Origin of the sequence: Pseudomonas sp. OTU750018, from assembly GCF_011636575.1 — a bacterium.
In the GTDB taxonomy this organism is placed as follows: Bacteria; Pseudomonadota; Gammaproteobacteria; order Pseudomonadales; family Pseudomonadaceae; genus Aquipseudomonas; species Aquipseudomonas peli.
Window position 1 is genome coordinate 571,690 of sequence record NZ_JAAPAU010000003.1, and the last position, 11,921, is coordinate 583,610.

The 11,921-nt window shown below is 60.0% G+C and carries 10 protein-coding genes; 6 read left to right on the forward strand and 4 right to left on the reverse strand.

From position 1 onward, the window contains the following. Positions 1-50 precede the first annotated feature (50 nt). The 5 genes from HCI85_RS18245 to HCI85_RS18265 all read left to right on the forward strand — a co-directional run bounded on the left by HCI85_RS18245 (position 51) and on the right by HCI85_RS18265 (position 8,120). Entirely contained in the window at positions 51-830 is a 780-nt protein-coding gene (locus HCI85_RS18245; protein WP_167146848.1) for a putative metalloprotease CJM1_0395 family protein, read from the forward strand. 165 nt (positions 831-995) lie between these two features. Then, entirely contained in the window at positions 996-2,801 is a 1,806-nt protein-coding gene (locus HCI85_RS18250; protein WP_090255079.1) for a phenylacyl-CoA dehydrogenase, read from the forward strand. Between the two features lie 172 nt (positions 2,802-2,973). After that, positions 2,974-4,263 carry a GGDEF domain-containing protein gene (locus tag HCI85_RS18255; protein WP_167146850.1) on the forward strand — a complete coding sequence of 430 codons (1,290 nt, stop codon included), beginning with the start codon at positions 2,974-2,976 and terminating at the stop codon, positions 4,261-4,263. A 110-nt stretch (positions 4,264-4,373) separates the two neighbouring features. Then, positions 4,374-6,170, forward strand: a complete 1,797-nt coding sequence (locus tag HCI85_RS18260; protein ID WP_167146853.1) for an acyl-CoA dehydrogenase C-terminal domain-containing protein — start codon at positions 4,374-4,376, stop codon at positions 6,168-6,170. A 171-nt stretch (positions 6,171-6,341) separates the two neighbouring features. Then, positions 6,342-8,120, forward strand: a complete 1,779-nt coding sequence (locus HCI85_RS18265) for an acyl-CoA dehydrogenase C-terminal domain-containing protein (RefSeq protein WP_167146856.1) — start codon at positions 6,342-6,344, stop codon at positions 8,118-8,120. A gap of 84 nt (positions 8,121-8,204) precedes the next feature. On the opposite strand, the gene HCI85_RS18270 is transcribed toward HCI85_RS18265, so the two are convergent. From HCI85_RS18270 to HCI85_RS18285, 4 genes are all read right to left on the reverse strand, one after another. Further along, complete coding sequence (locus tag HCI85_RS18270) at positions 8,205-8,861, reverse strand: endonuclease I family protein (protein WP_090255085.1); 657 nt, start codon at positions 8,859-8,861, stop codon at positions 8,205-8,207. A gap of 367 nt (positions 8,862-9,228) precedes the next feature. Then, positions 9,229-9,636, reverse strand: a complete 408-nt coding sequence (locus HCI85_RS18275) for a PaaI family thioesterase (RefSeq protein WP_167146859.1) — start codon at positions 9,634-9,636, stop codon at positions 9,229-9,231. Between the two features lie 28 nt (positions 9,637-9,664). Further along, positions 9,665-10,543, reverse strand: a complete 879-nt coding sequence (locus tag HCI85_RS18280; RefSeq protein ID WP_167146862.1) for an alpha/beta hydrolase family protein — start codon at positions 10,541-10,543, stop codon at positions 9,665-9,667. Then, positions 10,540-11,130, reverse strand: coding sequence for a TetR/AcrR family transcriptional regulator (locus tag HCI85_RS18285; RefSeq protein ID WP_167146865.1), 591 nt, complete (start codon positions 11,128-11,130; stop codon positions 10,540-10,542). Before HCI85_RS18285 ends, HCI85_RS18280 begins: the two co-directional genes overlap by 4 nt. Positions 11,131-11,324: 194 nt before the next feature. Here HCI85_RS18285 and HCI85_RS18290 point away from each other — a divergent pair, with 194 nt between their 5' ends. Beyond that, positions 11,325-11,921, forward strand: a complete 597-nt coding sequence (locus tag HCI85_RS18290) for a LemA family protein (protein WP_090255095.1) — start codon at positions 11,325-11,327, stop codon at positions 11,919-11,921.

An 11,921-nucleotide genomic window follows, 5' to 3' on the forward strand; every position in this document is an offset into this window, starting at 1 on the left:
GTTCTCATGCCTGGTAATGAGGCTGCAACTGCGGGGCGAGGAGTCATTGCATGCAGATTGGCGGCGCATCGTCTTATCCTGCGCCTGCAGCCACGTTACTGCCGGCTCGCCTTCTTGCGTCCAATATTTCCCCTGATGTATCCCCGGACATTACCCGCGCCGCTCAGTCGCCGGTAACCGCTGCCCAGCCACTGGCCGATGAGCAGTCGGCTTCGGCGCGTGAAGAAGCGGATAAACCTGCTGACGCCTCGACCAATCCCGAAAACGCGAAAAGCCGCGAAGGCGAGCCCAGCCCTCAGCAGCAGCGTCTTGAGCAACTGGAAATCGCCAAGCTGGTCAGCCGTGATCAGGAAGTGCGCACCCACGAGCAGGCGCATGCCGCCGTCGGTGGCCGCTATGCCGGCGCGCCGAGCTACACCTATGAGCGCGGCCCGGATGGCAAGCGCTACGCTGTGGGTGGTGAGGTCGGTATTGACACCAGCCCCATTCCGAACGACCCGGAAGCCACCCTGCGCAAGATGGAAGTTGTCATCCGTGCTGCACTGGCGCCCGCAGAGCCCTCTGCGCAGGATCGTCAGGTGGCCGCGCAAGCTCAGTTACAGATGGCCGAGGCCCGTGTCGAGCTGGCACAACAGCAGCGCAGTGAGGTTGAGGCCGCCCGTGAGGCGCGTGCCGAGCAACGCAACAAAGAGGAAGAGCCGCAGTCGGACGAGGAGGAGAAATCCACCGCGCCCGCCCAGCAGGATGTGCCACCACCACCTAGTCTTGATCTGTACAAGCAGCTCAGTGGGTTGCAGACGCCGGCCCCGATTGTCGATCTGGTGGCCTGAACGGCACGTGGGGTGCTTGACATTAAATAGGCATAAACGTATGTTTCAAACGCTTGTTTGATTAGCTCGGTTGCCAAGGGGCAGGCGAGCGCCGGGATTGCTCCCGAAACCGACCGAATAACCGGTCACCTACACACTAAGAATCCACCGCAGAGGTTAACCGCTATGCCTGATTACAAGGCCCCCTTGCGTGATATCCGTTTCGTACGCGACGAACTGCTCGGCTACGAAGCGCATTATCAGAGCCTGCCTGGCTGCCAGGACGCTACTCCGGACATGGTCGACGCCATCCTTGAAGAAGGCGCCAAGTTCTGTGAGCAAGTGCTGTCGCCACTGAATCGTGTAGGTGACACCGAAGGTTGCACCTGGTCCCCGGAAGGCGTGAAAACCCCTACCGGCTTCAAAGAAGCCTATCAGCAGTATGTTGAAGGCGGCTGGCCGAGCCTGGCGCACGACGCTGACCATGGCGGCCAAGGCCTGCCTGAGTCGCTGGGTCTGGTGCTGAGCGAAATGGTGGGTTCGTCCAACTGGTCGTGGGGCATGTACCCAGGCCTGTCGCACGGTGCGATGAACACCATTGCCGAACACGGCACCGATGATCAGAAGCACACCTACCTGACCAAGCTGGTTTCCGGCGAGTGGACCGGCACTATGTGCCTGACCGAGCCGCACTGCGGCACCGACCTGGGCATGCTGCGCACCAAGGCTGAGCCGCAAGCTGACGGCACCTACAAAGTGTCCGGCACCAAAATCTTCATCTCCGCTGGCGAACACGACATGGCCGATAACATCGTCCACATCGTTCTGGCCCGCCTGCCCGACGCGCCGCAAGGCACCAAAGGTATTTCGCTGTTCATCGTGCCGAAATTCTCGGTCAACGCTGACGGCTCTGTTGGCGCACGCAATGCCGTTTCCTGTGGCTCGATCGAGCACAAGATGGGTATCCACGGTAACGCCACCTGCGTGATGAACTTTGACGGCGCCACCGGCTTCCTGATCGGCCCAGCCAACAAGGGTCTGAACTGCATGTTCACCTTTATGAACACGGCTCGCCTGGGTACTGCTCTGCAAGGTCTGGCTCACGCTGAAATCGGTTTCCAGGGTGGTCTGAAGTACGCTCGCGAGCGTCTGCAGATGCGTTCGTTGACTGGCCCGAAAGCGCCGGACAAAGCCGCTGACCCGATCATCGTCCACCCGGACGTGCGTCGTATGCTGCTGACCATGAAAGCCTTCGCCGAAGGCAACCGTGCGATGGTGTACTTCACTGCTAAGCAAGTGGACATCGTCAAATACAGCAAAGACGAAGCCGAGAAGAAAGCCGCAGACGAACTGCTGGCCTTCCTGACGCCAATCGCCAAAGCCTTCATGACCGAAGTCGGCTTCGAAGCTGCTAACCATGGCATGCAGATTTACGGTGGCCACGGCTTTATCGCCGAGTGGGGCATGGAGCAGAACGTTCGCGACTGCCGTATCTCCATGATGTACGAAGGCACCACCGGTATTCAGGCCCTCGACCTGCTGGGTCGTAAGATTCTGATGACCCAAGGCGGCGCGCTGAAGAACTTCACCAAGATCGTGCACAAGTTCTGCCAGACCAACGAAGCTAACGATGCCATCAAAGGCCTCGTCGAGCCGTTGGCCAAGCTGAACAAAGAGTGGGGCGACATCACCATGAAAGTGGGCATGGCCGCTATGAAAGACCGTGAAGAAGTCGGTGCCGCTTCGGTGGACTACCTGATGTACTCCGGTTATGCCTGCCTGGCTTACTTCTGGGCCGACATGGCTCGTCTGGCTGCTGAGAAGATTGCTGCCGGTGCTGAAGACGAGGCGTTCTACAAAGCCAAGCTGCAGACCGCCAACTTCTACTTCGCCCGTATTCTGCCGCGTACCCGTATGCACGTAGAGGCGATGCTGTCTGGCGCCAACAACCTGATGGACATGGCCGAAGAGAACTTCGCCCTGGGCTACTAAGCCTTCGTCCTTTAGGTCGAAAAAACCGCTGCCCTTGGGTGGCGGTTTTTTTATGGGGCAAATAAAACGCGCCAGCTCGCTTGTCGATTTGTCGTTAGGTTCCGTGCGCAACGCGCGCGTTACAGGCAAACTGCGCGACGTTATCCACTTTTATCGCGGTGTGGAGCCTGTCTTGTCGCGTCTTGCTGCTGTGCGCTTCAGTCATTTTCTGCCGTCGCTGCTGCTGCTGCTTGGCGGTGTGCTGTTGGCGCGGTTGGCTGTGCTGAGCGAGTTCTTCACCTCGCTGTTCAACGTGCTGCCCACCCTCCTGCTGTTACTCGGTGGCGCCTTTTGCCTGGTGTATGGCCGCCAACGCGAAGTGTTTCTGTTGCTGACGCTTTACCTCGCTTACTTTCTGCTGGATACCCAGGTTGATCATTTTCGTGCCACTGGGCAGGTGCGCAGTGATGCGGCGCTGATCTTCCATCTGTGCAGCCTGTTGTTGCCGCTGCTCTACAGCCTCTACGCGGCCTGGCAGGAACGTACCCATCTGCTGCAGGACCTGATTGCCCGTGCAGCGGTTCTGCTGGCTGTCGGCGCGGTGGCGGTGGGCCTGGCGCAGCGCTTCCCCGATGCGCTGCTGCATTGGTTATCGCGGGTGCGCTGGCCGGCGTTGCAGGTGGAGTGGTTGACGCTGGTGCAGCTGGCTTATCCGGTGTTTATCCTCGGCCTGATCCTCCTGGCAGTGCAGTACCTGCGGGCGCCAAGGCCGTTGCATGCGGCCCAGCTGCTTGGCTTGTGCGGCGTGCTGTGGATGTTGCCGAACACCTTTATCCAGCCCAATGCGCTGAATGTGATGAGCAGTCAGGTCATGCTGATACTGGTGGCAGCCTTGGCTCACGAGGCCTATCAGATGGCCTTCCGTGACGAGCTTACGGGCCTGCCGGGACGCCGCGCCTTGAATGAGCGCTTGCAGCGCTTGGGCCGCAGTTATGTGATCGCCATGGCCGACGTCGATCACTTCAAGAAATTCAACGACACCCATGGTCACGATGTCGGTGATCAGGTGCTGCGCCTGGTCGCCGCTCAGCTACGCAAGATCGGGGGCGGAGGCAAGGCCTACCGCTATGGCGGCGAGGAATTCACCCTGGTGTTCCCCGGCAAGACGCTTGAAGAGTGCCTACCCCACCTTGAAGTCGTGCGCCAGGCCATTGAGACCTACCGCATTCAGTTGCGCGACAAACAGCAGCGCCCGCAGGACGACAAACAAGGGCGGGCTCGGCGGGCTGGCAGCGCGGCCAACCAGGTGTCGGTGACAGTCAGCATGGGCGTGGCTGAACGCGGGGTGGAACAGCGTAATCCGGATGAGGTGCTCAAGGCCGCTGATCAGGCGTTGTATAACGCCAAGGGCGCCGGGCGTAACTGTGTACGCAGTTACGGCCAGCGTCGTGGTGCGGTCAAGCTGGATAACGTGCGGGGTTAAACGCGCCGGCTAATGGCAGTGTATTCAGCATTTGCACGGTGATTGTTGGCGCGCCGCATGAGCCGTAGCGTAGTGCGCTAACCCACGCTCTAGCTGACGGAGAACCCAGCATGCCCGAGTACAAAGCCCCCCAGCGCGATATGCAGTTTCTGATCGACGAAGTTTTCGATTTTCACGCGAGCTATGCCGCGATGGGTGCCAGCGATGCCACCCCGGACATGGTCAGCGCCATTCTGGCCGAGGGCGCCAAATTCTGTGAGCAGGTGCTGGCGCCATTGAATCGCTCAGGCGATGAAGAAGAGTGCCAGATTAACAATGGCGTGGTGACCACGCCTGCGGGTTTCAAGGAAGCCTTTGCCCAGTATGTGGAGGGCGGCTGGAATGGACTCTCCGCTGATACGGCCTATGGTGGCCAAGGGTTACCGTCTTCATTGGGGTTAATCATCAGTGAGATGGTGGGTTCCAGTAACCTGTCCTGGGGCATGTACCCGGGCCTGACCCACGGCGCGATGTCGGCCATTCACGCCCATGGCACTGAAGCACAGAAACAGACTTACCTGAGCAAACTCACCGAAGGCCGTTGGACTGGCACCATGTGCCTGACTGAAGCCCACTGCGGCACCGACCTGGGGCTGATTAAAACCCGCGCCGTGCCTCAGGCCGATGGCAGCTATGCGGTGACCGGCAGCAAGATATTTATCTCGGCTGGCGAGCACGACATGAGCGAAAACATCGTGCACCTGGTCTTGGCCAAGCTGCCTGACGCGCCGGCGGGCACCAAAGGCATCTCGCTGTTTATCGTGCCCAAGTTCCTGCCCGATGCTGAAGGTCAGGCCGGGGCGCGCAATGGCGTCAGCTGCGGCTCGATCGAACACAAGATGGGCATCAAGGCGTCTGCCACCTGCGTGATGAACTTCGACAGCGCCACCGGTTACCTGATTGGCGAGGCCAACAAAGGCCTTAACTGCATGTTCACCATGATGAACCATGCGCGCCTTGGCACCGGTATGCAGGGGCTGTGTCTGGGTGAAACCAGCTTCCAGGGCGCGATCAAGTACGCGACTGATCGCCTGCAGATGCGTGCGCTGACCGGGCCGAAAGCCCCGGATAAGGCCGCCGACCCGATCATCGTGCACCCTGATGTGCGGCGCATGCTGCTGACCATGAAGGCGTTCAACGAAGGCAACCGTGCGCTGGCCTATTTCACCGCACAGCTGATCGATCAAGCCCACAGCGGTACCAGTGCCGAACAGCGTGAGGACGCCGAGAACCTGCTGGCCTTCCTGACTCCGATCTGCAAAGCCTTTATGACCGAAACCGGCCTGGAGGTGACCAACCATGGCATGCAGGTATTCGGTGGCCACGGGTTTATCCGCGAGTGGGGCATGGAGCAGCTGGTGCGCGACTGCCGCATTGCCCTGATCTACGAAGGCACTAACGGTATCCAGGCGCTCGACCTGCTGGGGCGCAAGGTGCTGAGTAGCCAGGGTAAGTTGCTGCGCGGGTTTACCAAAATCGTGCATAAATTCTGCGAAGCGCAGGCCGAGCATCCGCAGCTCAACGCCTATGTCGCTCAGCTGGCCACGCTGAATCAGCAGTGGGGCACACTGACTCAGAAAATTGGTATGGCGGCCATGAAGAACCCGGACGAAGTCGGGGCGGCGTCGATGGACTACCTGATGTACTCCGGCTACGTCATCCTGGCCTACTTCTGGTTGCGCATGGCGCTGGTCGCCGAGCAGCAGTTGGCGGCGGGCGCGAGTGATGCTGCGTTCTATCAGGCCAAGTTGGCCACCTGCGAGTTCTACTTCAAGCGCTTGTTGCCGCGTACCGCGACTCACCTGGCCGGTGCCGAAGCCGGCAGTGAATGCTTGATGCGTCTGCCCGCCGAGCATTTCGCGCTCTGACGGACGGTACGTGCATGTAAGGGCCCGCCACTTGGCGGGTTTTTACTGTGTGTGGCCGAATGAATGGGTTGTGACTGTTCAGTCTGTACGCGACGCTATGTGTCTAAAAAGTTGTTCGGTTAGACTTTCTGTACATCTGTATACCTGTTGCTTCGCTCGAGGATTTACCCCATGGCCGACTACAAAGCTCCCCTGCGCGATATGCGCTTCGTGCTCAATGAAGTGTTTGAAGTTTCCAAGCTGTGGGCCCAGTTGCCGGCCCTGGCTGAAGTGGTTGATGAAGACACGGCTGCGGCCATTCTCGAAGAAGCGGGCAAGGTCACCGGCGGCGTCATTGCTCCGTTGAACCGCAGCGGTGACGAAGAAGGCTGCTCCTGGGCCGATGGTGCGGTGAAAACCCCAGCCGGCTTCCCTGAGGCTTACCAGACCTACGCCGATGGCGGCTGGGTTGGTGTTGGTGGTGATCCGGTATTCGGCGGCATGGGCATGCCCAAGGTGATTTCGGCCCAGGTCGAGGAAATGGTCAACTCGGCCAACCTGTCCTTCGGCCTGTACCCGATGCTGACCGCCGGTGCTTGCCTGTCGATCAACGCCCACGCCAGCGAAGAGCTGAAAGAAAAATACCTGCCAAACATGTACTCCGGTGTTTGGGCGGGCTCAATGTGCCTGACCGAGCCGCATGCCGGCACCGACCTGGGCATCATCCGTACCAAGGCTGAGCCGCAAGCTGACGGCAGCTTCAAGATCAGCGGCACCAAGATTTTCATCACCGGCGGTGAGCACGACCTGACCGAAAACATCATCCACCTGGTGCTGGCCAAGCTGCCGGACGCACCAGCTGGCCCGAAAGGCATCTCGCTGTTCCTTGTGCCGAAAGTCATGGTCAATGACGACGGTTCGCTGGGTGAGAAAAACGCCCTGTCCTGCGGCTCGATCGAACACAAGATGGGCATCAAGGCTTCGGCCACCTGCGTGATGAACTTCGACGGCGCCACCGGCTGGATCGTCGATGCGCCGAACAAAGGCCTCGCCGCGATGTTCACCATGATGAACTACGAGCGCCTGGGCGTTGGCATTCAGGGCCTGTCCCTGGGTGAGCGCAGCTACCAGAACGCTGTGGAATACGCCCGCGACCGTATCCAGAGCCGTGCGCCGACCGGCCCGGTGGCTAAAGACAAAGCCGCTGATCCGATCATCGTGCATCCGGACGTGCGCCGCATGCTGCTGACCATGAAAGCGCTGAACGAAGGCGGTCGTGCCTTCTCCAGCTATGTGGCCATGCAGTTGGACACCGCCAAGTACAGCGAAGACGCCACCACCCGCAAGCGCGCCGAAGAATTAGTCGCTCTGCTGACACCCGTGGCCAAAGCCTTCCTCACCGATATGGCACTGGAAACCACCGTGCACGGCCAGCAGATCTTCGGCGGCCACGGCTTTATCCGCGAGTGGGGCCAAGAGCAGCTGATCCGCGACTGCCGCATCACTCAGATCTACGAAGGCACCAACGGCATTCAGGCGCTCGACCTGGTCGGCCGTAAAGTGGTCGGCAGCGGCGGTGCGTTCTACAAGCACTTCGCTGAAGAGATCAAAGCCTTCACTGACAGCGCCGATGCCTCGCTGGCCGAGTTCGTCAACCCGCTGAAAGACGCCATCGCCAACCTGGAACTGATGACCAGCGACCTGCTGGAGCGCGCCAAGGCCAACCCGAATGAAGTCGGCGCCGCCTCGGTCGAGTACCTGCAAGTGTTCGGTTACACCGCCTACGCCTACATGTGGGCGTTGATGGCCCGTACCGCACTGGCCAAGCAGGATGAGGACGAGTTCTACGTCAGCAAGCTGGGTACCGCGCGTTTCTTCTTCGCCCGCCTGCTGCCGCGTATCCACTCCCTGACCGCGTCGGTCAAAGCCGGTAGCGAGTCGCTGTACCTGCTGGATGCTGCGCAGTTCTAAGGCGTTCGGTATGACAAAAAAACCGGCCTAAGTGCCGGTTTTTTTGTGCCTGGGATCAGCGCTCAGCGGCTGTATGCGGGGCTCTCAGTTATTGATCAACTGCTCAACCAGTTCCGGATTGTCGATAAAGCGGTTACGCGTCCCTTGCAGGCTGGCAATCTTGTCGTTGCGCGCTTTTTCCTCGGCATCGGGTGGGTCCATCTGGTGCCACTTCTTGTACACCTGCACCTGACCAACAATCGGTAGGGCATATTCCACGTGCATATAGAAAATCGCCCGGGCCACATTGCCCTTGGCTTCATCGCGCGGCTCCACTAGCTGGAAGCTGGTTTTCATGTCGCAGCCGATGTCGTCGAACTTGCTCGGCACGCTGTCATCCAGTTCACCGAACTGCGCATTGCGCCGAACCAGTTCCACGCGGGTGAGTGCTGGGTAGAGGTTGTGCAGGTCTGAAGCCATGAAGACGTAACGCGGGTTCATGATTCCGCACTGACGGTCGGTGATGCAGCGCAGCGAGCTTTTCAGCTGTTTGCTGCTGTATATCGGGCTGGCTTTGAGTTGGCCGCTTTCTTCCGTGAAGGCTTTGCCGCAATACAGTGTGCTGCCCCCCTGGCCATACAGCTGACTCCAGAATAACTGCGTCGCGGCCTTGGGATCAGAAAGCTGGTTTTGCCCGTTGGCGGATGCCAGTGAGCTGAGGGTGGCTGTCAGGCAGCCGATGGCGAAAAGCAATGAGCGCATGTGTGGCCCCAGTGACCGCCGTTGACGGGGTCTGTTGTTTTTGTAAGACAAGATCGAGTCTAACAAGACCTGCGTCACAAAATAAAGCCGAGCGTTTGCTCGGTTTTATCCAGGAAGCGGCTGTGTAGGCTATGGCTTACACGGCGTGCTGCAGATCGCCACTATGCCGAGTTCCTCGCGCTGGCTAATCTGCTCACCGTGGACGTCGCGCAGGAAGCGCACTTTAGCAACAAGGATACGTGGGACAGCTGCCAGGACGGCAAGCAGATCAAGGATGTCAGCAAACAGTCTGCAAAGACCCCGCAATGCGGGGTTTTCTTTTTTATGGCGTTCGCCAAACCGCAGAACCCTTCTCGGCCTACCGAACCTATTGTGTGACCACGCTGAATACCGCGCTGGCACGGGCAATCCGCACTGACTCAACCACAACGTAGCAATTGGCAAACGCCAGGCTTTTGCCGACCTTTTGCACATCGGTTTCCAGGGTTATCCAGTCGCCGCGTTTGGCGATGCCGGCGTAGTCGATGGTCAGGCTGCTGGTGACGATCGGCGTGGGCGGTTCCTCGGCGAAGGCGCTGTTATAGCCCAGTGCTACGTCGGCCAGACTGCTGAGCACGCCGCCATGCACCAGACCGCGAGCGTTGCAGTGTTTCTCTTCGGCCCATAAACCAATCACCAGGCCCTTATCGGTACGCTGGTTGTATATGGGCCCCAGCAAATCGAGAAAGGGGCTGCTGCGAAACAATGGGGTAAAGCCCTCGGGAACCATGCTCATCAGCGATACCTTCTGTGTTGTGGGCTCGTCAGGCGGCGTGTCGCTGCGCCTGCAACGCGGCGAACCAGTCCAGTGTTTCATCCCACAGCACCTGCGCCGCAGGACGGAAGTAGCCCATATGGCCAATGGCACCGATGCTGGCGGCTGAATCGATGGTGCGCGCTTGATAGGGTGCGGCGCTGTAAGCCGCCATAAAGGCATCGCGCGAGGCGGGCGGGGCCCACAGGTCATCCAGGGCATTGGCGGCAATGATCGGCGTGCTGACCGTGGCAAAGCGCTCGGCCAGGCCCGGCATCTGCGGGTCCTCGAAGAAGTAGCGCGGGTAGCGGCACCAGCGCTTCCACTGGGTGTAGACCCCCAGCGGCAAATCCTCGCCCATGCCCAGGGTGCTCCAGGCCAGATAGCCTTTGTAACGGGTCATCAATGGGCCAATCAGGCGCCACATAGTCAGCACGCGCAGCTGCTCTGTCTTAGGCATCCAGCCGTGCCAGCCAGCACCGGTGCCGAAGGTGTAAAACCCCTGGACCTGATCATGGTTCGGCAGCAGGCCAAAGGCATGTCCGCCAAAGGAGTGGCCGACCATATACAGCGGTCGTTGTGGGTGGCGGTGTTGGTCGACAGCGGCCGCCAGATCGAGGTGCGCCCAGTCCAGATAATCCATGGCAAAGCCGCGCAGGTTGGCCGGTTTCGATTGACCGATGCCGCGATAATCGAGGGTCAGGGTGCTGTAACCGCGCTGCGCGGCATATTCGGCAAAGCGTCGGTAGAAACCCTGGGGCACGCCGGTGGCGCCGGCAATCACCAGCTGCGCGACCGGTTCCGGGGCGTGATACAGCGTGGCGGTCAGCGGGTAACCGTCGAGTGCTGGTAACTGCACCGTTTCGCTAAGAATGGCTGGGGTATTCATGGGCGGACTCCTCCCGGAAGCTGTTCGCGGGTCAGGTTGAACAGGGCAGTGGCGGCGCGTTTGAGCGGCTCGCTGCTGCCGGCCACGCGGGCTTGCAGCAGCCCGCCTTCATACAGCGCGACAAACAGCGCGGCGAGGTTATCGGCCTGTTCGCTGGGGTAACCGTAGGCGTGCAGTTGCTGGCTCAGTGCCTGGCGTACGGCGGTGAAGCTGCGCTGCAGAGCGGCGCGGATTTCTACATCCTCCGGGCCGCTTTCCAGCGCGATGGTGGCAAGTGGGCAGCCACGTTCAAACTGGCTGTTTTCCAGCTGCTGCAGTGCACCTTGTAACCAGTGGTGCATGGCCTTGAGCGGGTCGCTTCGTTGGCTGAAAAGCTGGGCAAACAGGCCGTCGATAGTGCGGCTGATGTGGTCAATCGCGGCCACTGCCAGCTCGCTTTTACCGCCGGGGAAGTGGTGGTAGAGGCTGCCCTTGGGCGCGCCGGCAATGTCCAAAAGCTCACTCAGGCCAACGCCATGCAGCCCCTTGCGTTGCAAGGCGTCGGCCATGGCGTGGATGAGCTTGTCGCGGGTCGAAATCTTTTTCATGGGCTAAATATATAGACCGGTCGGTCTACTTTGCCAAGGGTTTTCTGCCTCATAACCGGGCGATATGACGTGGCATCAGTTGGATTGGTCGCGTGCCTGCCCTGGGTGTGCGACCCGCGTGCAGCGGTGAGCAGTCGCTTCACCGCTTTTCCGCTACCATCTGCGTTCTTTCGCATGCTGATAAGGATTTCCCCATGTCCATTTCCACGCTGATTTTCCTGGCGGTTCTCGCGGCACTGATTTTTTACGTGATTGGTATCTACAACCAGTTGGTGACCCTGCGTAATCGCTTCCAGAACGCCTTTGCGCAGATCGAGGTGCAGCTCAAACGCCGTTATGACCTGATCCCCAATCTGGTGGAAACCGCCAAGGGTTATATGGCGCATGAGCGCGAGACGCTGGAGGCGGTGATTGCTGCGCGCAATAATGCCGTAACCGGGCTCAAGGCAGCGTCCGCGCAGCCGGGCAATGCGCAGAGCATGGCGCAGCTGGGCGGCGCGGAGGGGCTGCTGAACAGTGCGCTGGGGCGCTTGAACGTAACGCTGGAGGCCTACCCGGACCTCAAGGCATCGGCGAATATGCAGCAGCTCAGTGAAGAGTTGAGCAGCACCGAGAACAAGGTGGCCTTTGCCCGCCAGGCGTTCAACGATGCGGTGATGGCCTACAACACCTACAAGCAAGCATTCCCACCGGTGCTGCTGGCCGCCAGCTTTGGCCACGCCCAGGACGCCAGCCTGCTGGAGTTCGCCGACAGCGCGGCGATTCAGGAAGCGCCGAAGGTATCGTTCTAA

Bases quoted from the DNA above. Each gene is read 5' to 3' on its own strand.
- HCI85_RS18245 (WP_167146848.1), top strand. From the start codon at position 51: ATGCAGATTGGCGGCGCATCGTCTTATCCTGCGCCTGCAGCCACGTTA.
- HCI85_RS18285 (WP_167146865.1), bottom strand. From the start codon at position 11,130: ATGAAAAAGATTTCGACCCGCGACAAGCTCATCCACGCCATGGCCGAC.
- HCI85_RS18260 (WP_167146853.1), top strand. From the start codon at position 4,374: ATGCCCGAGTACAAAGCCCCCCAGCGCGATATGCAGTTTCTGATCGAC.
- HCI85_RS18265 (WP_167146856.1), top strand. From the start codon at position 6,342: ATGGCCGACTACAAAGCTCCCCTGCGCGATATGCGCTTCGTGCTCAAT.
- HCI85_RS18270 (WP_090255085.1), bottom strand. From the start codon at position 8,861: ATGCGCTCATTGCTTTTCGCCATCGGCTGCCTGACAGCCACCCTCAGC.
- HCI85_RS18250 (WP_090255079.1), top strand. From the start codon at position 996: ATGCCTGATTACAAGGCCCCCTTGCGTGATATCCGTTTCGTACGCGAC.
- HCI85_RS18290 (WP_090255095.1), top strand. From the start codon at position 11,325: ATGTCCATTTCCACGCTGATTTTCCTGGCGGTTCTCGCGGCACTGATT.
- HCI85_RS18275 (WP_167146859.1), bottom strand. From the start codon at position 9,636: ATGAGCATGGTTCCCGAGGGCTTTACCCCATTGTTTCGCAGCAGCCCC.
- HCI85_RS18280 (WP_167146862.1), bottom strand. From the start codon at position 10,543: ATGAATACCCCAGCCATTCTTAGCGAAACGGTGCAGTTACCAGCACTC.